This is a genomic window from Streptomyces sp. SLBN-8D4, assembly GCF_049739545.1.
In the GTDB taxonomy this organism is placed as follows: Bacteria; Actinomycetota; Actinomycetes; order Streptomycetales; family Streptomycetaceae; genus Streptomyces; species Streptomyces canus_C.
Map to the genome: position 1 here is coordinate 2,601,805 of NZ_JBMGQC010000001.1, position 23,274 is coordinate 2,625,078.

Genomic DNA, 23,274 nt, shown 5'->3' on the forward strand with positions numbered 1-23,274 from the left:
CGGCCGGGCCTGTGACATGCGGGGAGCTATTCCTCGCGCGGATGGACCGCGTGACGGGCCGTCGGGGTGGCCATGAGGTGGTGTGGGTCGGCGGCGCGGTTGATGGCGGATTCGACGGCGGCGATGCGGTCCGCGAGCAGGCCGAGGGCGGCGATCGCCCGGGTGAGCTGGTCGTCCTCCGGTCCGCCGAGCGTTTGAGTGCGCAGGTAGGCGATTTTGACGTCGGCCCAGCGCACGGCCTGCTCGGCGGTGAGTGTGCCGCGCAGTTCGGCCAGCTTCAGCAGGTTGGCCTCGGCGCCGGTGGTGAGGGTCTGGGCCTCGGCGGTGTAGTGGTCGTCGATCAGCGCGGACAGTTCGGCGTCGTTCATGACCGGCTGGATGCGCTGGGCGATCTTGTTCATGTTGCGGTAGGAGCCCTGGAGCTGGAAGGGCGGCTCTGTGCGTGTGGCGTCGGACTGGGCCGCTGAGTCGATGTAGGCGCCGTTCACCGTTACCACGCTGTCGCGGGCCGTGAGCAGGTGGCGCAGCACGGCCAGGATCCGCTGCAGTTCGGCGGGCCCGTAGGGGTGGGTGAGCCGGTCGGCGTGGGCCGTGGTGTCGCCCTGGGCGAGCCGGACGAGGAGGTCGAGGTCGGTGCGGTCGCGGTCGGCGAGCGGGGCGAGCACGGGGTTCGCCGTGAGGGCGTTCTCGACGAAGCTGAGCGCGAAGGCGTCCTGTTTGCCGGTCAGAACGTCGCCGAGGTTCCAGACGTCGGCGCGGTTGGCGAGCATGTCGGGGACGCGGAAGCGGGCGCCGGACTCGGCGTAGGGGTTGCCTGCCATGCAGACGGCGAAGCGCTTGCCGCGCAGAGCGTAGGTACGTGGCTCGCCGTCCCGTACGCCCTGGATGCGGCGGGTGGTGTCGCACAGCGGAATGAACCTCTGCAGCAGTTCGGGCGAGGTGTGCTGGATGTCGTCCAGGTAGAGGAGGACGTTGTCGCCCGCCGCCAGCGCGAAGTTGATCTTCTCGACCTCCTGCCGGGCGGAGGCGTTCGGGGCCTCGGCCGGGTCGAGGGAGGTGACGGCCCGGCCGAGGGCGGGGCCGTTGACCTTCACCAGGATCAGGCCGAGGCGGTCGGCGACGTATTCCATGAGGGTCGTCTTGCCGTAGCCGGGCGGGGAGACGAGCAGGAGCAGGCCGCCGGTGTCGGTGCGCTTGGACTCGCCGGTGGTGCCGAGCTGCTTGGCGAGGCTGTCGCCGATCAGCGGGAGGTAGACCTCGTCGATGAGTCTGCTGCGCACGAACGCGGACATCACCCGGGGCCGGTACTCGTCAAGCCGGAGCCGGGCGCGTTCGGCCGTCACCAACTCCGTACGACGGCGCTGGTAGGCGCGGTGTCCGGGGACGTCGTGGCCGCGGAACGCACGGGTGCGGGCGAGGAACTCGTCGATGCGCAGGGGCAGGGAACCGTCGACGATGCGAGGGTGGACCCCGAGCAGTCCATGGACCGCCTCGGTCAGCCGCGCGTCGGAGTCGAAGCGTGCCAGGTCGGGGCAGAGTTCGGCGGTGACCGCCTCGGCCAGGTCGTCGGGGGTGGCGTTCGTGCCGGTCGAGGCGGTGTACGAGGTCAGCCACGCCTCGACGAGTTGCTTGCGTGCGGCGAGGCCGCCGAGTGCGGCGAGGTCCTCGTCGTAGGCCGACGAGCCCACCGTGCGGCGGAACTTGTCGAGCAGGGTGCGGGCGGTCGCGCTCATGACGAAACCGTCGGGGCCGGTCGTCAGCTCCTCGAAGAGGTAGGCGGCCGCCTCTTCCGTGCCGATCACCTCAGTCAACTCCTGCCGCAGATCGCCGATCGCCGGAGCCAGGCCGAACGTGTCCCGTGCACGGGCCAGTGAGATCGCGCGCCGCTGCCAGTCCTGCCTTTCCTCGGCGGTCGTGCCGTGGGCCCAGAACATCTGGGCAGCGGCGCGGGCGGCGGGTTCGTGGCGCAGGTGGCCGACATCCGAGTACAGCCGCAGGAGCGTGGTGAGGATGAGGACCGCGTCGTGGTCGTGGACACCCCGCTCGTACCCCTCGTCGTACGCCGCCTGCGCGGCCTGTCGTACGAGGGCGGGCAGGTCTGCCTCCTCCAGGGCCGCCGGGCCGTGCTCGTCCAGCAGCCGGGCGGCGAGGTGTTCGGCCCGGTAGACCGCAGGCGACTCCGACGGCAGCGAGCGGTCCCAGTACGGGCGGGTGGAGGTGAAGTCGGGGTCGGTGACGGGCGAGCGGTAGTCGGTGCCGGTGAGCGCGAAGACGAGGGTGTCGCCATGCGGGACGAGGGTGAGGTCGAGGGGCTGGGTGTTGACGGCGAAGCGGTGCGTGCCGAGTCGGAGGGTTCGGCCGTCGTCGGTGTAGAGGTCGGTGCGGTCACGCAGGGAACGGAGCGCCTCCTGCCGGGCGGCCTTGAGGCGTCCGTCGAGTTCCTCCGCCTTGACCTGGTCGCCGAGTTCGCGTAGCTCGTCGGTGACGCGGCGGACCTTGGCGACCATGGGATCGGAGGTGAAGTACGTGGTGACGGCTTCCGTGTCGGCGAGCGTGGCGGTACGACGCGTGACGGTCCGCAGGACGCGCGCCGCCGAGTCGACGAGGCGTTCGGCGCGGCGGGCGCGGGCGTCGGCAAGGGTCTGCTTACGGACGGAGAACGCCTCGTGGACCTCGTCGCGCTTGTCGGCGAGGTCGCCGAGGAAGTCGTCGAACTCGGCGAACCGGGACTCCAGGTTCTCCAGCTGGACGAGCATGCGGGCGAGTTGCTCGTCGCACGTCTCGGGGCTGTCGGCGGCGGCGAGCGCGCCGGTGACCGACTGGCCGAGCAGGGCGAACTCGGCCACGAACGCTGACCGTCCCTCACGGTCCAGGAGTGCGCGACGGCGGCCGTCGAGCAGGGCGCGGGCCCGGTTGACGCCGCTCAGGACCTCGGCGATCCGTTCCAGAACGGACGTACGGACGGTGGCGTCGCCGACGTCCAGCCCGGCGACGACCTCGGTCACCGTGCGCAGGCCGTCGGCGAGTTCGTCGAGGTGCGCGCCGACGGGCGCGGCCTCGGCGACGGTGGCGATCGCCTCCACGTCGGCGACGAGCTCTTCAAGGTCGGCCCGGTGGGCGCCGAAGGCGTCCTCGCGCGCGAGGTAGGCGACGGCCCGCTGCCCGAAGGAGGCCAGGTCGCCCTCGATGTCGGAGGCGTGTTCGTCGATGCGCGCGGTGTCGGCGTAGCGCATGTCCTTGAGGGTGAGCAGGTGGCCCTGGGCTTGCCGGAGTTCACTCAGACCGGTGACCCAGGCGGCGGCGCTTCGCGGGGCCTCGCCGCGCAAGCGCCGTACGACGACGGCGACCCGCTCTGTGGCCTCTGTGAGCGCGCCCGCGGCTTGTCGGGTGAGTGCCTGGACGGTCTCGAACTCGGCCAGGACCTGCTCGGCGGTGGTCCGGACCTGAGTGAGCGGTTCGTGCAGATCGCCCAGTCCGGGCTCGCTCAGCCAGTGGTGGGAGTCCGCCGCCCGGACGCAGGCGGCCGCCAGTGCCTCGTACACCTCGCTCGTCGGGGTGGTCTCGGTGACGGCACGGGTGAGGGACAGGCAGTCGGAGATGCCGCGCACGAGGTCGGCGTTGCCGACGCGGGCGAGCGCGCCTGTGCCTGCTGGCCTTGCGGCGGCGTGGGTGTCGGAGACGAAGGGTGAGTTCCAGAGCTGGACGGGGTGGACGCGCTGCGGTTCGTCGCTGTCCGCTCGCAGCACGACGAGCGCGCCGTCGTCGAAGAGCGCCCAGCCGTGACAGGACAGCGGGGTCGCGACCTCCTTGCGGATCACGTTGTACGGCAGCAGCAGGCTGCGTCCTTCCACGCGCGCGTGGAAGGCGAACAGCACGTCCTCGCCGTTGGGCGAGCGGACCGCGCGCTCGAATTCCAGGCCCTCGGAGACGACGGCGTCGAAGGTCTTGTACGTGCCGGTGGCCAGGCAGTAGCCGCCGGGGAAGAGGATCCCCTGGTCGTCGGGCAGCCGACGGCACGCCTGCCCGATGCCGTCAAGGCGGACGACCGTCCTGGTGAGGGTGTTGAACACCAGGTGGCGGTCGGCGTCCTCCTTGTAGGGGCGGATCCGCAGCAGGATCAGGGCCCCCACGCGCGCGTACGCGATGTCCGCGTCGGCGAGGGACTGCAGCGGCTCGTCGACGGGTTCGGCGTGGATGCCCTCGCCCGTCTCCGTGTCGTTCTCGACCTTGACGGTGAGGGTTCCGCCGACGGTCTCGACGAAGACCTCACCCTCGACGGAGACGTGGGGGTGACGGCCGAGGACGTGATCTTCCCGGGTGGTGACAGTCCACTCGAAGTCGTGGGCGGGCGGGAAGACGTGGTCACGGTCACCGCGGGCGTCCATGAAGGACACCTGACCGTTGTCGGTCACGGCCCAGCGCAGGACGCGGATGTCCCCGGCCTTCTCGCCGGTCCTGAAGACGGCCAGCAGTCTGCCGTCGACGCGGCGGAGCTGGAGGAGGTGGGCCTGCCGGTAGTAGCGGTAGAGGGCGGCGAACTCGCGGATGAAGGCCGGGTCATCGAGCAAGCCGGGAACGGCGTCGTCCGGCAGCCTGTTCAGGTCGCGGTCATGCAGCGCGAAGACGTCGCCGACGGTCGTCTCGGACTTGAGGCCGAGGAAGACGTTGTGGCCGAAGAGCAGGACGCCGCCGACGGAGGCGATGTCCCGGGGCACGCAGGCGTGCTCGGTGCGCAACCGCTCGGTGCCGGCGAGCTCGAGCCGGGTGGAGCCGAACTCCTCGGTGCGGCGGGCGTTCAGCGCCTCGGCGCGGCGGGCGAGCTCAGCGGCCTGCGCCGTGAGACGGTCGCGCAGCACCTCATATGTGCCGGTGTCCAGGCCGGTGGTCATGGAGTCCCTCTCAAAACGTCGGAAAAAGGCGGTCCGGAGCTGCCGTCCCCTGTGCGGCAGCTCCGGACCGCGGCCTGTCAGACCCTGGCGCTGCCGTTCAGGGCCGCCAGCGAGGTATCGGCGACACCCAGTTCGCCGGCCCGGCTGAGCAGCTGCTCCAGAGCGCCGGAGTCGGCTCCGCCCGTCTTCATCAGCTTCATCAGCAGCGCGGAGACGGTCAGGTTCTGCACGTCCGCCGTGGAGACCGAGCCGAGGACGCGGTTGAGGTCGTCGGTGAAGCTCGACGAACCGTCCAGCCAGGGCCCCGCGAGAGCCTGGGCCGTCTCGGAGTGCTGGACGAACCCGTCGACACTCTTGCCGAGCGCGATCGAGGAGACCAGCCGGTCGAAGAAGACGGACTCCCCGCCGACGATGTTGATGTCGGCGTTCTCCAGTCCCGTGGCGAGTACCGTGGCCTGCGCCTCGGCGACGTGCTTCTGCACGTCCAGTCCGGCGAGCCGGATCTCCTTCTCCGCCTGGAGCCGCAGCCGGTACTCCTCGTGCCCGCGGGACGCCTCGTCGAGCGCGGCCATCGCCGCCGCCTTCTCGGTCAGGCCGGCCGCCTCCGCCTTCAGCTTCTCGCCGATGCCCTCAGCCTCGGCCAACGCCTTCGCCCGGACGCCCTCCGCCTCGGCCCGCATGCGCGCCTCGGCTGCCTCGGCCTCCGCGCGGCCGGCCTTCTCGATGACCTCGGCCTCCTTGTCGCGGACCTGGACGGCCGCCAGGCCCTCGGCAGCCGTCTCGGCCTGGATGCCCTCGGCGAGGCGCAGCTTGGCCCGCGCGTCGAGGTCGGCGCTCTTCAGCCGGGCCTCGGCCAGGGTGAGTTCCTCGGCGGCGCGGTGGACAGCGGCCTGCTCGGCGGCTTCGGCCGCTTTGATGTCCTTGACCAGCTTTTCCTGCGCCTCGGCCTCGGCGGCGATGATGACGGTCTGCCGGCCGCGCTCGGCCTCCTCGACGGCGCGCAGCTTCTTGATGGCCTCTTCCTGTTCGGCGACCGTACGGTCGACCGCGACCCGTTCCCGGATGACCTCTGCAATCTCCCGCTTCTCGCCCTCGACCTCCTTCGACGCGGCGATCTGCGTCAGCTGGGTCTCCCGCTCCCGGGCGATGACCTCGAGGAGGCGGTCTTTCTCGATGCGCTCGTTCTCGATGGCGATGACCCGCTCGCGGTTCTTCTGCGCGACGGAGACCTCGCGGGCCTGGTTCTCCCGCTGCACGCCGAGCTGCTCCTCGGTCCTGAGGAACGCGGACTGCGCCCGCAGCCGCTCCTCCTCCATCACCCGCGCCGTCTCGGCCTCCTCACGGGCCCGCACGGTCTCGATCTCCCGGCGCTGCTTGATCTCGGCGTCGGCCTGGCGGCGCTCCAGCTCCAGGATGGCCTCACGGGCGTCGACGTTCTGCCGGGTGATCTCCTTCTCCTCCGTGCGCTGGGCCTCGTTGGTGCGCACGTGCTCCACGGCCGTCAGCTCGGTGATCTTCCGGATGCCCTGGGCGTCCAGGACGTTGGCCGGGTCCAGCTGGGTGAGCGGCGTCTGCTCCAGGTAGTCGATCGCCGCGTCCTCCAGGTGGTAGCCGTTGAGGTCGACACCGATCAACTCGATGATCTGGTAGCGCAGTTCCTCGCGCTTCGTATAGAGGTCGGTGAAGTCCATCTGCTTGCCGACGGTCTTCAGCGCCTCGGAGAACTTCGCGTGGAACAGTTCCTGGAGCGTCCTCTGGTCGCTCGCCCGCACGGTGCCGACGGCCTGGGCGACCTTGATGACGTCCTCGACTGTCTTGTTCACCTTCACGAAGAACGAGATCCGGATGTCGGCGCGGATGTTGTCCCGGCAGATCAGCCCCTCCTTGCCGGCCCGGGTGATTTCGATCGTCTTCACCGAGATGTCCATCACCTCGGCCTTGTGCAGCACCGGCAGGACCACCTGCCCCGTGAAAGTCACATCGACCTTGCGCACTTTGGAGACGATCAGCGCCTTGCCCTGCTCCACCTTGCGGAACAGCCGGGAGACGACGAACAGCACGGCGGTGACGAGGAGCAGGCAGACGGCGATGAGCACGCCGACGCCCACGGTGATGGCATCCATACGAAATCCTTGGGGTCTGCGAGGAGTTGACGGCCTCGACGGCGAGGCCGGATGGCCCGATCGGCCGCGAGCAGGCGTGAAAGGCGGTGCAGCCGCGGGGCCTGTGGGCGGCTCAGCCGCGGGGCCTGTGGGCGGCTCAGCCGCGGGCGCGGGAGCTGCCGGGGTCGTACGGAGTGCCGCTCGCCGCAGCACGCCGATACAGCCTGGGGCTACCCGGGAGCAGCCTGACGAAAGAGGCCGCGCACCTTCGTGCCACCGGCCAGGCGACGAGGACGGACAGGACGAGCAGTGCGACCCGGGCCGCGGCAGCACCGGGACCGGTCAGGCGTACCAGATCCATCAGGAGCGTTCCGGTGATGCTGGCGAGCCAGGCACTCACGATCACGACGGAGGCCGCGACGGCGACCGGCGTCCCGCCGAGCGACCTGATCACCGACGGGGCGTCGGCGTCAAAGGCGCGCACGTCGGCGCGGCCCAGCAGGACCAGCAGCCAGAAGCCGAGAGCGACGACGAGGGCCGAGGTGAGGGTGACGGTGGGGAACCGGACGGCTGCGTCGACGATCTGTCCCATGTCCTCGCCCCCGAGCCGAGTTCCCGAGTCCCGGCACGGCGCCCTGTCGCCAGGGTGCGGTGCCGGGACTGCTCCCCTTGTTTCCGCTGCCTCCATCTTGAACTGCCCGTGTCGTGTGGCGCATTGCCGTGTTCCGGCAGTCTTGATGTCTCCTTGATGCCGGGCGACGACAACTCGGCGACGACGCCCTCGCCTAACGCCTGGCCGCCGAGCTGCGTGAGCTGTGCCGCGCGCGGGTCACCGTCGTCGTACCGTCGCTGCCCGGTGCCGGCACCGCAGGCACCTGAACGGAGAGACGGGCGGCGGCGGCCGCCCCGTTCGCTCGCATGCAGGCAGTCGCGAACCGGGCATCCGCGTCCTCCTGGTCGCGGTCCTCGACGAACAGGCATTCGTGGAAGCCGGTCTCGCGCGGGCTAACGCCCTCGCAACGAGGGCATCCCGATCCGTCGTTGACGCCAGGCTCCTCCCACCGCCCCTGATCTGCCAGTCTTGTCCAGGGTGCGTCAAGGGACGTGTCGGCGGGCCGCAAGAAAACGGGAGGACGTGTGACAGGCCGGGAGGTCCCCGACGAGTATCTGGACGGGTATGTTCAGATACTCACCGAGGTGTGCGCGACGGGTCGTCGCTTCACCAGGGACGAGTTGGAGTCCCTGCGAACGCGGGGAGAACGCGCCGCCGAGGCCGGCTTCGGTCTGCGGTCCGTCCTTCGCCGGCACTTGGCTGTGGCCCGCGACCACTGGCCCGAACTCTCCGCCGCAGCGGGTGATCGCGCGCTCGCCGCCGTCGAGCAGGCGATCGACGCCTTCGCCGAGGGGCACGAGCGGGCGCAACTGCTCGCGGTACGGCAGGAGGAGGCGGTGCGGCGCGAGTTCATCGACGACCTGCTCTACGGCCGCAGCGACCTGGGCCGCCTGTCAGAACGGGCCGAACGCTTCGGCCTGCTCCTCTCGCGCGCCCATGCCGTCGCCGTCGCGCAGGGCGGCAAGCCCGTCGAGGAGACCGACCCGGCCACCCGACAGGTGGAGAGCGCAGTGGTCGGCCGGTTCGGCGAGCGACGCATCCTGCTCACCACCAAGGACGGCAGGCTGATCTGCATCGCGCCCGGCGACCAGGACGACGTGCTGGCGTTCTTCGCCAAGCAGGCGTACGCGGCCACCGAGGGCGGCACGGTCGCCATCGGACGCCCCCACCCCGGTGCCGGGGGTGTCGTCCACTCGTACGAAGAGGCTCTCAACGCCCTCGACCTGGCAGACCGGCTGCAGATCCACGAGCCGCTGCTGCGCGCGGCCGACCTCCTCGTCTACCCGGTCCTGACCCGCGACCGACAGGCCATGGCCGACCTCGTCGGCAACACCCTCGGCCCGCTGCTGAGCGCACGAGGCGGCGCCCGGCCCCTCGTGGAGACGCTGACGGCGTACTTCGACTCCGGCTGTGTCGCCGCCGAGGCGGCCCGACGTCTGAACCTGAGCGTGCGGGCCTTCACCTACCGCCTGGAGCGCATCCACAAGCTCACCGGCGCCGACCCCGGAGATCCCGTCCACCGTTACACCCTGCAGACCGCGGTGATCGGGGCCCGCCTCCTCGGGTGGCCCGACGACGAGATGTGACGGCCGACAGCCCATCGTGAGCCGCTGTTCCCGCGCTGACGACCAAGGGCCCCACCCTGCTCTTCCTCCACGTCGGCTCCCCGCCCGCGCCGACTGAGCGCCGGTCTACCGCCCACCTTCGAGAACTACCGGCTCTGATCACCAGCATGGTGATGACGGCCAACGACGCCATGAGAGAGACATCCACGCCCCTGCTCTCGATCCGGCGTCGTGGACAGGGGATTGGCCGCACGGAGCGGCGTCAGGCGAGTGCGAAGTAGCGCAGCCAGACGTAGCCGAGGGCGAGGGACACGGTCACGCCGGTGACGACGAGGCCGTACTTGGTGAACTGCCAGAAGGTGATGGGCTGGCGGTTGCGTTCGGCGATGCCGAGGACGACCACGTTGGCGCTGGCTCCGATGGCGGTCGCGTTGCCGCCCAGGTCGGCGCCGAGGGCAAGGGCCCACCACATGACGTGGTCGCTTCCCACGCCCATGTTCTGGACGAGGTCGCTGGTGATGGGGGCCATGGTGGCGACGTAGGGGATGTTGTCGACGATGCCGGACAGGACCGCGGAGGCGCTCAGCATGGTCATGGAGCCGCCGAGTTCGTTGTCACCGATCGCGTCGGCCAGGGCCTTGGAGATCTCGCCGATCACCCCGGTCTCGATCAGGCCGCCGATCATGATGAAGAGCCCGGCGAAGAAGGCCAGGGTGGGCCACTCCACCTCTTGGAGCACCTCTCGGGTCTCCGCGGTGGAGATGGCGATGAGCAGTCCTGCGCCGAGCAGGGCGACCACGCTGGGCTCGTAGTGCAGCACGGGATGCAGGACGAAGCCCACGACGACAAGAGCCAGGACCACGAGGCCCTGGACGAGCAGCGTCCGGTCCCTGATGGCCTCGCGCTCCTCCAGCGCCATGATCTCGGCGGCGCGGTCTCCGTCGTAGACGAAGGACTTGCGGAACATCACCCGGCACAGCACGAGAAGTGCGATCACCAGGACGACCACGATCGGTGCCAGGTGGACCAGGAAGTCGTTGAAGGTCAGCCCGGCCCGGCTGGCGATGATGATGTTGGGCGGATCGCCGACGAGGGTCGCCGTGCCGCCGATGTTCGACGCCATGACCTCGGCGATCAGGAACGGGACGGCCGGCAAGGCGAGGCGCTCGCAGACGAGCAGGGTCACCGGTGCGATCAGCAGCACAGTGGTGACGTTGTCCAGCAGGGCCGAGGCCAGCGCTGTGATCACGACCAGCATGGCCATCACCCGGAAGGGCTTGGCCCTGGCCTTCTTCGCCGACCAGATCGCCAGATACTCGAACATGCCGGTCTTCTTCAGCACCCCGACGATCATCATCATGCCCATGAGCAGGAAGATGACGTTCCAGTCGATGCCGCTGTGCTCGGAGTAGAACGCCGACTGATCGTCGGTCGCCCGGATCGCGAGCATCAGGCCGGCACCGCCCAGGGCGACGGCGACGCGGTGGATCTTCTCGCTGATGATCAGGGCGTACGCGCCGACGAAGACGACGACCGCCGCCCAGCTCTGCCAGTCGTTCACGGTCCTCCGATGAAGTGTTCGAACAGGACGTCCGCGGTGATCGCGCCGAGCAGCGAGACGGAGGCATCTTCGCGCTCGATCACGGCGACGGGGCAGTCCTTGCGTGCCATGAGGGCCGCCACCTCCAAGGGCGAGCTCTCCGGTCCCACCAGGCCGGGCGTGGCCCGCAACCGGGGCAGCCAGTCGCCCACCGAAAGCCCGGAGAGCGTCCCCCGGGCTTTCTCACGGCGATCAGCAGTCGTCACGGCCGGGCGAAGCTCCGGCTCACCGGACTTCTGCACCAGCGCGGTCAGCAGCTGGGGGGCGGGGACGATCGCGTACGGAAATCCCACCCGGTCCACGACCAGCAGGGCGGGCAGCCGTTCACCCACCAGCAGTCGCGCCGCCGCCCGGGCGCCGTCGTCGACCCGCACCGCCGAACAGGGGCGCACCAGATCACGCGCGAGTGTCAAGGGGGCTCTCCTCCGACGGGACGGCGGCGGACTGGTCCTTGTCCGGGATGCCGATGAGTTCGTCAACGTCGAAGGCCCGGGCGATCGGCACGTCCGTGGAGCTGTGGGCGATGATCGAGAAGGCGATGCAGACCGCGACGAGCGTGAACGCCTCCTCGGCCTGCGGGATGCCGGACTGCAGCACCAGCAGACCGTAGACGACCGAGGCGAAGCCCTTCGGGCCGAACCAGGCCGCCACCAGCTTCTCCTTGCGCGAGATGACGCCAGCGCCGAGCAGCGAGATGAGCAGCGAGGCCGGGCGGATCAGCACGATCGCGAGGACCACCGCCACGTACCCGCCGAAGGACAGGTCACCGAACAGCTGCGGAGTCAGCAGTGCACCGAACACCAGCAGCGCGGCGAACTTCGCCAGCTCTGCCAGTGCCTCGCCCAGAGGTTCGAAGGACGCTTTCGCCTCCGGTGACACGTGCGCCAGAGCCGCGCCCGCGGAGAAGGCGGCGAGGTAGGGGTTGGCGTGGGTGAGATGGCAGGTCGCGTACAGGATGATGCCGGTGGCCAGCGGTAGCAGCGGCTGCAGTTTCGGCTCGGCGCCCAGCAGCCAGAAACGTACGAGACGGTTGACCAGCAAGGGCAGGACGACACCGAAGACCAGACCGAGCAGCAATTCCAGAGCGATGGTGGAGGCGGAGGCTTCCGCGCTGTCCGCGGTCGGGCCGGCGGCCGCGATCAGCATCAGGACCACGGGGAGCGCGAGCCCGTCGTTGATGCCGCTCTCCACGTTCAGCAGCTGCCGCAGCTTGGCCGGGACTTCCTTGCGTCCGACGATCGCCGACGCGAACACCGGGTCGGTCGGCGCGAGCACGGCTCCGACCAGGAACGACGTCGTCCAGTCCAGGCCCACCAGGAAGTGGGTGACCAGCGCCATGAAGACGAACGCGAGCGGCATGCCCAGGCCAAGGGCCCGCGCCGGGTTCCTCCAGCCGGCTCGCAGCTTGGGCAGCGACACGTGCATGCCGTCGGTGAACAGCACCGCGAACAACGCGAGGTCTGCTGTCACGGACACGATCTCGCTGTCCGGCGTGATGTGGATCAGACCGAGGAATCCGTCACTGACGAGCACCCCGCCGATCAGGAAAAGGAAGGACGTGGAAAGCACCGTCCGCGCCGCCAGGCCGGACAACAGCACCGCCAGCAACAGCGCGGCACCGAACACCACCACGAGCACCATGACGGCCACCCCCGATCGGAAGAGAGATCTTTCCCCTACTCGCCGACCAGGCTTCCCGGCACACCACGGTGAACCCTACCTGCCCTTGATACGCCTTCGACAGATCGCCGACCGGCGCCACGGAGGCACGGCCGTTGTAATTGCAGAGACCCATCGCCGCGCCGCCCTTCTGGAGTCAGCGTGAGGGGGCGCCAGATCAGGACACGTACGCGACCTGACGCCCCATCAGGTCCAGCGCCATATGAGCGCCACGGCTGCTCTGCGCGAACCCAGCGAAGATCGGGGGTACCGTACGCCGGTCTTTCCGGCGATGATCGGAACCGCAGGTCAGCGACCCAGGGCGGCTTCGCCGCCCGCCGTGCGGCGGGTAAATGGGCGCGCCGAGCACCCCGTGGCCCTTGATCAACACTGCATCGCGGGGGCGGCAACGCAGGAGGCGGAGGTCAGCTGGTCAGCTGGTCAGCTACCTGCGGTTTTGCCCAGGCCGGTTGGTATTTACGCGTCAGAGGCATTCGCCGAACGCAGCGTGCTCCACCTCCCGCACTTCCGAAATCGGGTCGAGCAGCACCTTCCACGCCTGAGGAACCCAAGAAAATCGCAGGTCAGAGCGCCTTGTAGCCGGTTCCAGGATCGCCACGCACTCAACATGATGCGTCATCGGAAACATGCCGCACCAGGAGGAATCGATAAAACCCCAGGTCAGAGCTGGTTTTCGGCCTCCTCTGGAACGATCGGACGCGCCGAGCGCCAAATGAGCGTCACGCCGGAAACCTTTGCGCTGCATGTCGATCCACCGCGAGAGGCATGACCCTTCCCGCCGCGTGTGCAGGGGTGGGAAGCGACGGCTCTCGCACGGGAGCGGGCGGTCGAGCGGGCAGGCGTTCCTGCCCGCCGCCGACGTCACTCTTCGCCTCGTCCAGGAAGACGCGCCCCGCCAGTTGTCGGCCTGCCTGACATCTGGTTCCGCATCAGCCTGAGCTACGGGGCGGCCGAGCGGCTGATCCGGCCCGAAGACACCCGCGAGCACGGACCCTCCTGTGTGGTCAGCTGTCGGGTTTCTTCGAGCGCCGCGGGGCGGCGGCCTGGGTGGGGCGAGCGCCGGCCTCGATCTGCAGGCCGTACACGGCGTTCGTCACGAGCTCACGCGCGTATGCGGCGTCCAGTCGGCCAGGGCGGAAGAGGATGCGGTACATGATCGGCGCCACGACACGGTCGATCAGCAGTTCCGTCTCGGGCACCGGCTCCCCCCGCTGCACCGCACGGGCCAACACGGCGTCGATCTGCTCTGCGGCAAACGCCGAACACTGACCGGCATTGATGCCGTCGGGATCGCCGAGCAAGGCGTCCCGGATGTAGGCGCGCCCGGGCGGCGAGGCCATCTCGTCGAGGAACTGTTCCGCCCACGCGTCGAGATCGGCCCGCAGGCTTCCGAGATCGGCCGGATCCGTTTCCGGGCGCAGTCGTTCGACGGCCACGTCGGACAGGAGCTCCTGCAGGTCACCCCAACGACGGTAGATCGTGGAGGGGGTCACGCCCGCCCGAGTGGCCACCATCGGGACCGTGAGCGCGTCGCGGCCCACCTCCCCCACGAGTTCACGTACCGCCGCATGGACGGACTCCTGTACGCGTGCGCTGCGCCCGCCGGGGCGGACCATGGGCTTGGGACTCATGCGATCCACCTTAATGCGAATTTGTTGCTTCTAGGCGGTGGTCGGCGTCGGTGCCCCACAGGGCTACGTATCCGAGCACCCGAGCACGGCGGACGCCCCTTCGGCGACGCAACGGCATGTCGGCTGGATCGTCCGCCTTCCCTCAGACAGCGAGGGGAGCAAGCCGCCCCGCGTCGGCCACCGACTCCTCGTAGACCCGGCCCACACGGAGCACCGTCGCGTCGCGGAAGGAGCGCGCCATCAGCTGCAATCCGATCGGCAGTCCGGCGTGGTCGTGACCGACCGGCACGGTGAGGGCAGGGACGCCGGTGATGTTGGCGGGGGCACAGAGGCGGACGTAGCTGTCCGACACGGCCTCGGTCGTGCCATCGGCCCACTCGACGGCTTCCTGCCCCGCCTCGGCGGCGGTCATCGGCACCGTCGGCGCGGCGAGGACGTCGATTCCGTCGAACATGCGAGCCCAGGCGTCTCGCATCATGGTGCGGGCCCGCTGGGCGCGAAGGTAGTCGCCCGCAGAGGTGAGTTCGCCGGCCTCCAGCAGGATGCGAACGTCCGCCGCGTACAGGTCGGGGGTGGCCCGCAGCGACCGCTCGTGGTAGGCGGTGGCCTCGGGAACCATCAGACCCCACTGAACGGCCTGGATGTAGCGCGCCATCGGGATCTCGACGTCGACGAGCTCCGCCCCCAGCTCCGCCAGCCGCTCGATCGCGCCGCGTACGGACTCCTCGACCTCGGGCGTGACCCGGTCGAAGTAGTGGTTCCGCGGTACGCCGACCTTCAGTCCTCGCAGGTCGCCTCCCGGGAAGCGGGCCGGCATGGGGCCGGACACGCTCGCCGGGTCGCGCGGGTCGTGGCCGACGGTCGCCGACAGCACCAGCGCGACGTCCTGGACGGTGCGGGCGAGAGGGCCCACATGGTCCAGGGACCAGGACAGCGAGGTCACGCCTGTGCGGGGGACCAGGCCGTAGGTCGGCTTGAGGCCCACGACGCCGTTCAGGGCCGCGGGGACCCGGATGGAACCGCCCGTGTCCGTGCCCATGGCGAACGTCGCCCCGCCGGCGGCGACAGCTACCGCCGAGCCGCCGCTCGACCCACCCGCGACCCGGCTGTGATCCCAGGCGTTGTTCGTCTGCGGAGTGGTCAGGCCGTAGGCGAACTCGTGCGTGTGCGTCTTGCCCAGGAGGACGGCCCCGGCGGTGCGGAGCCGTTCGGCCACCCGGCTGTCGCGTTCCGCCACGTGCCCTGTCCGGACGCGTGAACTCGCCGTGGTGGGTGCCCCCTCTGCGTCGATCAGATCCTTGAGCGCCATGGGGATCCCGTGCAGCGGTCCGCGCGGTCCGCTTCCGGAGATCTCCCGTTCGGCGCGGACCGCTGCGGCCAGGGCCGCGTCGGCGGCGACGGTGACGTAGGCGCCCAGCCGTCCTTCGACGGCGGAAATACGGGCGAGCACCGATTCGGTGAGTTCGACGGGGGACAGCTCCCTTGCGCGCACCGCACGGGAGGCTTCGACCAGCGACAGTTCAAACGGTTGCATCGGCGTTCCCCTGCCCGGCTCGGTAGGAGGACGCGGGAGGGGTCTCGCCGAAATCGAGCTCGCGCAACGTGCTGATCACGGAGTGGATGTAGTTGGCCGTCATGGCCACTTCTTCATGTCGGCCGTCCCCGAGGGGGAGCCCCGCCCGCAGCGCCCCTCGGGCTGCCTCTTGCGGGGTGAGTTCGCTGGTCATGGCTTCCTTTCGGATCTGTGCGGCGCGACGGGCCAGGGCTGGTACAGGACCTCCGACCACCATAAAAGCAAATCATTTGCTTTAGCCGATCGTAGGATCTACGGTGCCTTAAAGCAAACCAATCGCTTTTAGTCCGGGAAGGACTCTCATGCAGAGCGTCCCCGCGAGCCTCACGCCTCCCCGCACCTCCCCATCCGGACGCCTGCCGTTCGCACTGCACACCTCGATCCTCATCGCGCTGCTCGCCGCATCCAGCGCGCCGACCCCGCTGTACCCCCACTACCAGGCTCAGTGGCAGTTGTCGGCCCTCGACATCACGGTGGTCTTCAGCGCCTACGCTCTGGCACTCCTGATCGCACTGCTGACGACCGGAACCCTTTCCGACCATGTCGGACGCCGCCCCGTGCTCCTGGGCGCGCTCGCGGCCCAGGTCGCCTCCATGGCACTGTTCGCGACGGCCGACGGCCTGACCACCCTGATCGGCGCCCGCGTGCTGCAGGGCATCGCGACCGGCGCGGCGACCAGCGCAGCAGGTGCGGCTCTCCTCGACCTGGAAGACCCCGCCCGGCCGGGGCGCCCCGCTCTGGCCAACAGCATCGCGCCGGTGACGGGCATGGCGGCCGGCGTCCTGGCAGCCACCCTCATGGTGCGCTTCGCCCCCGTTCCGGCGATCACGGTGTACGCGGCCCTGATCGCCTTGTTCGCCGCGCAGGCGATCGCCCTGGGTCTCGACGTCCGAGACCGTCCGCCGCCGTCCCGGAGCACTGCGCTCGACGCGGCCCCACCTGGCGCTGCCGTCGGCGGCCGCCCACGTTCTCCTGCTCAACGGCGCCGGCGTCGTCGCGGTCTGGGCACTCGGCGGCTTCTACTCGTCCCTGGGGCCGGGCTTCACACGGCTCATCTCCCCCGACGGGCCCGAATACGCCGGCGGCCTGGTCTTCTTCACGCTGACGGCCGTCGCCGCCCCGACGGTGTACTTCACGCGCAGGACGCGTCCCGACGTCTCCGCTCTTCTTGGGAGCTGCGCGGTGATTCCGGCGGCCGTCCTGACCCTGGGCGCCCTCTACCTCGCCGACCCCGTACTTGTCTTCACCGGGGCGGCGCTGGCCGGGTTCGGCTTCGGAGCTGTCTCCCAGGGTGCGCTGCGCGCGGTCGTCGACTCGGTACCTGCCCGGGAGAAGGGCGGCACGCTCGCCTCCTATTACGTACTCAGCTACTTGGCGATGAGTCTGCCCGCCATCGGCGCCGGCGCCCTCACCGCCGCCTTCGGACTGCGTGCGGCAGCACTGGCCCATGCCGGCTGCGTGGCCGTGCTGGCGACCGTCGCAGTCTCGACGCTGACCGCGCCGCTGCGCAGTCGGCGCCGGACACCGTCTGCGGACGCCCACTCCCGCCCGGCAACGAGCAATCGGACATCCGTCTCACCCGGCACACCCGCCCCGGACATCTCCGTCCTCGCGGCCCGTAACAGGTAAGGAAGGTCTTCGTGTTCACCTCATCGCAAACGACCAAGTCCACTACTCCCCCCGCCTCTTCCTGGACGGTGGGCAACCACACCGTACGACGCATCGACGAAGTGGTCCTGCCCGCCCAGACCGGTCCGTGGCTGCTGCCCGGGGCAACCACCGGCCTCGTGAGCCGGACTCCCTGGTTGAGCCCCGAATTCGTCGACGAACAAGGCGTCCTGCGCCTGGCGAGTCACAGCTTCGCCGTCGAAACGGACGGCATGCGGGTGCTGGTGGACACCGGCATCGGAAACGGGAAGCGGCGCTCCAACCCCGCCTGGCACAACCTGAACAGCGACTACGAAGCACGGCTACGGGCGGCGGGCTTCGCGCCGGAGAGCGTTGACGTCGTCATCCTGACCCACCTCCACGCCGACCACGTGGGGTGGAACACGCGTGCCGAGGGCGACGCCTGGGTGCCCACCTTCCCGAACGCGCGCTATCTCACCTCACGCACCGAGTGGGACTACTGGGCGGGAGTCGACATGGAGGAGGCGCGTCGACAGATGTTCCGGGACTCGGTCCATCCCGTCCGGGAAGCAGGTCTGTTCGACCTCGTCGATGTCGCGGACGAGGGCACGGACATCGCGCCGGGCATCCGTCTGCTGCCCACCCCCGGCCACACACCGGGGCAGGTAGCGGTGGAACTGAGCAGCCGTGGCGAGACCGCACTGGTCACCGGCGACAGCATCCACCACCCGGTCCAGATGGCGCATCCGGAGCTCTGCAGCTGTGTGGACGTCGCTCCCGAACTCGCGGCCAGGACCCGGAACCAGGTGCTCGGCTCACTGGCCGGTACGTCAACTCTCCTGCTGGGGAGCCACTTCCCACCGCCGACCGCCGGACACGTGCGACGCGAGGACGGCGGGTACCGACTGGTCCCGGCTCCCTCAGGGGTCACGCCCATCGGCGGCTGAAGCGGATCGGAGCACCCCGGACGGCCGCGCACGAGTCGCGCCGAGTCCGTGCGGGGACGCCCTGGGCGTCCGCGACCGGACGGCCCGGGAGCAGCTACGGGACTCCCCCGTTACACGCTCCGTCGCCACCGATGGAGCCGGACGAGGTTATGACCGATCACCGGCTTGCACCCTTTGCGTAAGCCGGCTGTCGGCTGTCCCTCGTGGGCGACAGTCACGCCGACGCGTCGCGAACGAGGGCAACCTGCCGGCCCCACTCGCCCATCGCCGGCCGAGCAACGCGGCCCTGCCTCAGCCTCACGCATCGAGCGTCATTCGAGCGTCAAGAATGATGAACGCACGTCGCCGACATCATTCGTACGAACCCCGCCACACCCTGTAACCGCAGGTCAGGCGAGTTTGAACAAGTAGTGCGTCTGCCCGACCCGCTGTACGGAGGGAAACAGGTCGAGCGACCCACCGGGGCTGCGCAACTGCAGGTCAGGCACCCTTTGCAGTAGGTTCCAGAATCGCCACGCACTCCACATGATGCGTTATCGGAAAGGTGTCAGCCTGAGTGAGTCATGAAAAAGACCAGGTCAGAGCAGCTTTCGCGGCTCGCTGAGCAGCGTGAGTGCGCCCAGAGCGTCAAATGAGCGTCAGGACTGGCCGGACGCACCCGCCCTCGGTACGGCAGGCGCGTCACCTTCATCAAGAGCTCTACGGATCTTGTCGCTTTCTGCGGGACGACTGCGCGGCGCCGGGGTTCCTACTCCTCCGTGGCAGCGTGGGAGCGTCGGCCGGAGAGCTCTTCTCCACGGTGAGTGGCCTTACGGCGTGCGGCTCACGCCCCTCGATCCCCTCGGTCCCGGGGATAGGGTCGGTCTGCAGTGGTGCGGGAGCAGAACGCCGGGCGTTGTCCGGGACGGGCAGGACGTTCCGACGCTGCAACTCGGCGACGCTGACCAGCGGTGACATGAGAACACGGTCGAGCAGCTCATTCTGAGCCGATTGCAGCTCGACCAGATGCCACAGAACGGACAACGCGTACTGGAGTTCCTCACTCCAGGCAGGTAGCCACCGCTCGGGCCGGATGTGGTCCAGCTGGCTGACGGCTCTGCGAGACGGCGGTCCCGTCCTACGTTTCAACCAGCCGTCGAGAACGTTCTGTCCGCTGACCTGGTAATCCCGCATTTGCTGAGTTACCGCACCGAAAACTCCTTGGCCGAAGTGGAGTTCCAGACGGTCGGAGTCGTAGACGAAACTCTCGGGTAGTTCGTCCCTGCCGACCTGTCTCCGGTACGTGATCGCCGGCTGTGCGGTCGTCCAGACCTCCTGGGGTCCGCCGGGCCTCCCCGCCACCGGGTCCACGAGTCTCTCTCCGAAGGTGGAGGCCCAGATCACCTTCCGCCCGATGTGCAGCGCCTCCGACCACAGCGTGGCGTCACCGGTGAGCGGTACGCGGACGCCGACGGTGGTGAGTTCGTCATCGAAGCGGGACCGGAAACCAGGGTGGGCCGTGATCGCGGCGATGTACGCGAGCAAGTCCTCGGCGGAGACAGCCAGACCGCCGAAGGAGTTACGAAGGTGCTGGAGAAGGCCGGGGGTCACGTTGGGGGTGCCGTCCTTCTGCAGGAAGGGGATCACCCTGCCACCACCCCAGCCGGCGAAGTAATGCATGTCCGGCATCAGCGCGGTGAACAGCGTGGCGGGGCCGTCACCGAACCGTTCTGAGTGCAGCTCCACGATGTGTATCTGGCCCTCGGCCCGGTTCTCCCACAGCTCCGGCGAGCACCTGTCAAGGACTCTGTTGTCCGGGATGATCCACTGCCGATCGAAAGGGCGGAAGGCCACAGGCACCGGCTCCGGACACTCGGGACCCGCCTCCAGCAACGACCGCCTTCGCTGTGCCGATCCCGGGAGCGGCTTGACCGGCCGGTCGATGGTACGGCCGCCTTTGGTCTCCCTGAACAAGGCACGCTTCTCGGCCAGGTCCGTCTCGGCGGTCAACCTCCGCCACCGGGAGCGCAGCGTATCGGGGTCCGCGGAGTACACCCACGTCCGCTTGGGCAAAATGCCGGGCACTGTCCATGGCAGCAGATCATCCAATGCGGGATACGTATCCCATGCTCCGATGGCCGCAGGGGTGAACGGAGCATGGGCATCCTGACGCACCGGGCGCCACTGGTCACTGTCCGGCCCGAGAGCCTCGAGCTGTGCGTACTTCTCCTCACGAGTGCTGCCGTCCAGGGCGACGTACCTGATACGGGCAGGTTCGGTGTCGGCTCTGCTGCGGACGAACACGGCGATCGTCAGTTGCTGCTGAACGCCCTCGAAGAGGCGTGTCCGTAAAGGTGGCTGGATACCCTCGGGGCTGAGGTCGATGATCCAGCCCTCGGAACAAGTCTCACGCAGGTACTTCCTCATCCCTCGGAAACCGGGCCCGCTGAGGAAGCCCGCGGTACTGATGAAGGCGACGATTCCGCGGTCCGACTCGGAACGATGCTGTTCGAAGACCTTGAAGGTGGCCCAGCGCCAGAAGTAGACGTACAGGTTCTTGAGCTTGTTCTCGTGTACTCCGTTTCTGCCACCAAGGCGGAAGGCATCGAGCAGGGGTGCTTTGTCATCCCCCTCGCGCCCCTTCTCCACCCAACCGCCCTCCCCCTCTGCTCTCTCCCGGTCCGGGGGGTTACTGATCATGACAGTGACCTTCTGCTCACGCTTGATCCAGTCCGCCTTGCGGCTGTTCTCGACCAGAGGATCGCCGTCGGGCAGGAACGTGAAGAGCGTGGCCCTCTCGTAGGGGTCTGCGAGGGTGTCGGCGAGATGGAGCCGCAGATCGCCGAGTTGAGTGTCGGTGACTTGCTTACGGAGGGTCTGGGTGATTCTCATCTGGGCGACCGCGTAGGCGGCCATCTGACGCTCGAAGCCGATCAGCCGTCCCGCCAGCTGTTCCACCGCTTCGCCGCGGAAACCCTCCCCGCGGCGGGAGCGTTCTTCGGCGACCCTGTCGATAATCTCGCTGAGGAACGTGCCGGTGCCCATGGCAGGGTCGACGATCGTCACCTGCTCGTCGGCAAAGCCCTCCACACAGCCCAGGCGGGTACGCAGGACTGCGTCGGTGAAGCGAACCATCTCCTTTACCAGACGAGGCGGGGTGTAGTACGTGCCGGAGCGTTTACGCAGATCGCGGTCGTATTCCTGGAGGAAATCCTCGTAGAGATGAACGTGGGCGTCGGGCGTCCGTGCTCGGATCGCCTCCCAGTCGACAGCGTCGATGACCTGCACGAGCGTGTCGATTCGGCGGGCGAACTCGGCGTCCACCGTCTCCGTCAGCAACTGCAGGGCTCGACCCATGACCGTGTTCTCTGCCTTCAACTCATGCGCGACATCAACGAAGTTGCGGTCGGCGAGCGGTACGTTCTCGATACGAGCCAGCAGCAGGGCGAATGCGATCGTCTGGGTGTAACGGTCGGCGAAGAGGTGATCGGGGTCTTGCCCATCGGTTGAGGGGAAGAGCACCTTGCTCCAGTGGTGCGCCAAGGCGGTGAACGGCTTGGGGACAAGTCGTCGGCTGCGAGTACCGTCTGGCGTTCTGCGTTCGAGGGCGAGCTGCTCCAGCACCTCCTCGCGCAAGTACTGACACAGCGGAGCGATAGACGACACCAACTGGCCAACAGTCGTGATGCGTCGGGGCTGCCACCCGAGAAATTCCCGCAAAAGATCCCGAAACGCCGCTCCATCGGCTGCACTGATACGCAACCGGCTGCCGGACCGGTACAGATCACCTTCGAGCCGAACCGTGCGCAGAGGCCGCGACCCGCCTCGGTACAGGCACCAGGTGTGACCGTTGCTGTACAGCACATTCGGCAGTCGGCGCATCAGCTCCCACTGCTCCCGGTCCCGCTTCGTGAAGCCGTCAGGCGTGACGTCGTGCCCCGGGGCCTTCAGCTCGAGGAACCCGGTGATGCGCCCCGATGTCTCCACCGCGTAATCCGGACGCACCCGGGCCTCGGGCAAGGAATACTCAGGATGAAGGCGAGGACGCAGCCTCCAGCGCGCCCCGAATGTCTCCACCAGCTTCGCCACCGGCAAGCTGATGGACGCCTCCGTGTCGCTGACCCGCAGACGCTCCCTGCACTCGGACCCAAAGTCCGACACAAGAGCCCGTATCCACTCCTCCGGCACCTTGTCCCCTCCAAGCTGTGGACGCGGACGGTGGATCACCGCAGACACAGCTTGTTGGAGGCGAAAGGACCGGCTCAGTGCGCACGGGGGGCGCGCGAGGGGCACGGACAGCGCGTTCCGTGACCGATGGGAAAAGAGGGGCGGATGTTGGTCGGAAAGAGACCGCCAGAGCCCCCTGGACCGCCCCTCAGGCGGGAAGGCGCTCTCGGGACGCCATTCCCGATTTACTACCGGGGTGCTGGAATCCTTCCTTCATTCCGTCATCACAGCGATCCACAATGTGCGAATCACCGAAGGCGAGCGACCCCTCTGCCCCGCCTCTCGAAAGTCCTACAGATGCTTGCCGCCATACGCATTAACCCGCTGGACGGACGACCCCCGAGGACGGGACCAGCACACAGGAGATCCGCCCCCGCTCGCTCCGGACGCCAGCTCACTCATCATGACACTCGCAACGTCTCCGGCCGCCATAATGGAGTCATGCCCTCCAGCCCGCAGCACCCCGCACCCACCCCACGGGACGTCCCGGGAGCGGACGCCGAGGACCTGGCGCTGTACCGGGAGAAGTTCCGTCGCCGTCTGCCGGAGTCGCTGGACGAGCTGCACGGGCCGACACACGGTGTCGTGGATCTGCCGCTGCACCTGGCCTGGTCCGGGATGACGTCATACGACCTGGGCAAGCCGCGCCAGCGTATGGGCCTGTACCGCACCGTCTTGCACGAGGGCCTGCACGACGACCTGCCCCGCTACCTCAACCAGGACCTGCTCCTCCATCTTTGGCCAGTGCTGCGCACCCTCGTTGGCCGCACCGTGCGCGCCGTATGGGAGGACGCCTTCCCCGAGCTCGCCTCGCGCACCCGGGCGGCCGCGTGACGGAC

14 protein-coding genes and 1 pseudogene are annotated in these 23,274 nt (G+C 68.8%); 5 read left to right on the top strand and 10 right to left on the bottom strand.

The genetic code is table 11. From position 1 onward, the window contains the following. Window positions 1-26 precede the first annotated feature (26 nt). From RKD20_RS11440 to RKD20_RS11450, 3 genes are all read right to left on the bottom strand, one after another. Window positions 27-4,889 (bottom strand): DNA repair ATPase, encoded by a 4,863-nt coding sequence (locus tag RKD20_RS11440; RefSeq protein WP_424877645.1) that lies wholly within the window; start codon window positions 4,887-4,889, stop codon window positions 27-29. Window positions 4,890-4,966: 77 nt separating this feature from the next. Next, complete coding sequence (locus RKD20_RS11445; protein WP_424877646.1) at window positions 4,967-7,012, bottom strand: flotillin family protein; 2,046 nt, start codon at window positions 7,010-7,012, stop codon at window positions 4,967-4,969. 136 nt (window positions 7,013-7,148) lie between these two features. Continuing rightward, the gene (locus RKD20_RS11450) at window positions 7,149-7,583 is read right to left on the bottom strand and encodes a hypothetical protein (RefSeq protein WP_424877647.1); all 435 of its coding nucleotides are present in this window, start codon (window positions 7,581-7,583) and stop codon (window positions 7,149-7,151) included. Window positions 7,584-8,128: 545 nt separating this feature from the next. On the opposite strand from RKD20_RS11450, the gene RKD20_RS11455 reads away from it, so the two are divergent. Beyond that, window positions 8,129-9,190: a PucR family transcriptional regulator gene (locus RKD20_RS11455; protein WP_424877648.1), complete on the top strand. Its 1,062-nt coding sequence runs from the start codon at window positions 8,129-8,131 to the stop codon at window positions 9,188-9,190. 241 nt (window positions 9,191-9,431) lie between these two features. On the opposite strand, the gene RKD20_RS11460 is transcribed toward RKD20_RS11455, so the two are convergent. From RKD20_RS11460 to RKD20_RS11485, 6 genes are all read right to left on the bottom strand, one after another. Beyond that, window positions 9,432-10,730, bottom strand: coding sequence for an SLC13 family permease (locus tag RKD20_RS11460; protein WP_424877649.1), 1,299 nt, complete (start codon window positions 10,728-10,730; stop codon window positions 9,432-9,434). Then, window positions 10,727-11,182 carry a CBS domain-containing protein gene (locus tag RKD20_RS11465; RefSeq protein ID WP_424877650.1) on the bottom strand — a complete coding sequence of 152 codons (456 nt, stop codon included), beginning with the start codon at window positions 11,180-11,182 and terminating at the stop codon, window positions 10,727-10,729. The genes RKD20_RS11460 and RKD20_RS11465 overlap by 4 nt, the downstream gene beginning before the upstream one ends. Further along, a complete protein-coding gene (locus RKD20_RS11470) occupies window positions 11,166-12,410 on the bottom strand; it encodes a cation:proton antiporter (protein ID WP_424877651.1) in 1,245 nt (414 codons plus the stop codon). The genes RKD20_RS11465 and RKD20_RS11470 overlap by 17 nt, the downstream gene beginning before the upstream one ends. Before the next feature lie 1,043 nt (window positions 12,411-13,453). Next, window positions 13,454-14,065, bottom strand: a complete 612-nt coding sequence (locus tag RKD20_RS11475) for a TetR/AcrR family transcriptional regulator (protein WP_424877652.1) — start codon at window positions 14,063-14,065, stop codon at window positions 13,454-13,456. Between the two features lie 157 nt (window positions 14,066-14,222). Beyond that, the gene (locus RKD20_RS11480) at window positions 14,223-15,614 is read right to left on the bottom strand and encodes an amidase (RefSeq protein WP_424877653.1); all 1,392 of its coding nucleotides are present in this window, start codon (window positions 15,612-15,614) and stop codon (window positions 14,223-14,225) included. Continuing rightward, on the bottom strand, window positions 15,601-15,807 hold the full coding sequence (locus RKD20_RS11485) for a hypothetical protein (RefSeq protein WP_031089454.1): 207 nt from the start codon (window positions 15,805-15,807) through the stop codon (window positions 15,601-15,603). The genes RKD20_RS11480 and RKD20_RS11485 overlap by 14 nt, the downstream gene beginning before the upstream one ends. Before the next feature lie 148 nt (window positions 15,808-15,955). Here RKD20_RS11485 and RKD20_RS11490 point away from each other — a divergent pair. The 3 genes and pseudogenes from RKD20_RS11490 to RKD20_RS11500 all read left to right on the top strand — a co-directional run. Next, window positions 15,956-16,567 (top strand): annotated as a pseudogene (locus RKD20_RS11490) (MFS transporter); the annotation flags it as partial. Between the two features lie 268 nt (window positions 16,568-16,835). After that, complete coding sequence (locus tag RKD20_RS11495; protein ID WP_424883501.1) at window positions 16,836-17,282, top strand: hypothetical protein; 447 nt, start codon at window positions 16,836-16,838, stop codon at window positions 17,280-17,282. Between the two features lie 11 nt (window positions 17,283-17,293). Continuing rightward, the gene (locus tag RKD20_RS11500; protein ID WP_424877654.1) at window positions 17,294-18,229 is read left to right on the top strand and encodes an MBL fold metallo-hydrolase; all 936 of its coding nucleotides are present in this window, start codon (window positions 17,294-17,296) and stop codon (window positions 18,227-18,229) included. 699 nt (window positions 18,230-18,928) lie between these two features. Here RKD20_RS11500 and RKD20_RS11505 read toward each other — a convergent pair. After that, window positions 18,929-22,297, bottom strand: coding sequence for a type ISP restriction/modification enzyme (locus RKD20_RS11505; protein ID WP_424877655.1), 3,369 nt, complete (start codon window positions 22,295-22,297; stop codon window positions 18,929-18,931). A gap of 579 nt (window positions 22,298-22,876) precedes the next feature. Here RKD20_RS11505 and RKD20_RS11510 point away from each other — a divergent pair. Continuing rightward, on the top strand, window positions 22,877-23,269 hold the full coding sequence (locus tag RKD20_RS11510) for a hypothetical protein (RefSeq protein ID WP_424877656.1): 393 nt from the start codon (window positions 22,877-22,879) through the stop codon (window positions 23,267-23,269). The last annotated feature ends 5 nt before the right edge of the window (window positions 23,270-23,274 follow it).

Coding starts and splice junctions, on each gene's coding strand:
- RKD20_RS11440 (WP_424877645.1), bottom strand. CDS start 4,889: ATGACCACCGGCCTGGACACCGGCACATATGAGGTGCTGCGCGACCGT.
- RKD20_RS11445 (WP_424877646.1), bottom strand. CDS start 7,012: ATGGATGCCATCACCGTGGGCGTCGGCGTGCTCATCGCCGTCTGCCTG.
- RKD20_RS11450 (WP_424877647.1), bottom strand. CDS start 7,583: ATGGGACAGATCGTCGACGCAGCCGTCCGGTTCCCCACCGTCACCCTC.
- RKD20_RS11470 (WP_424877651.1), bottom strand. CDS start 12,410: ATGGTGCTCGTGGTGGTGTTCGGTGCCGCGCTGTTGCTGGCGGTGCTG.
- RKD20_RS11475 (WP_424877652.1), bottom strand. CDS start 14,065: ATGGTCCGCCCCGGCGGGCGCAGCGCACGCGTACAGGAGTCCGTCCAT.
- RKD20_RS11480 (WP_424877653.1), bottom strand. CDS start 15,614: ATGCAACCGTTTGAACTGTCGCTGGTCGAAGCCTCCCGTGCGGTGCGC.
- RKD20_RS11485 (WP_031089454.1), bottom strand. CDS start 15,807: ATGACCAGCGAACTCACCCCGCAAGAGGCAGCCCGAGGGGCGCTGCGG.
- RKD20_RS11510 (WP_424877656.1), top strand. CDS start 22,877: ATGCCCTCCAGCCCGCAGCACCCCGCACCCACCCCACGGGACGTCCCG.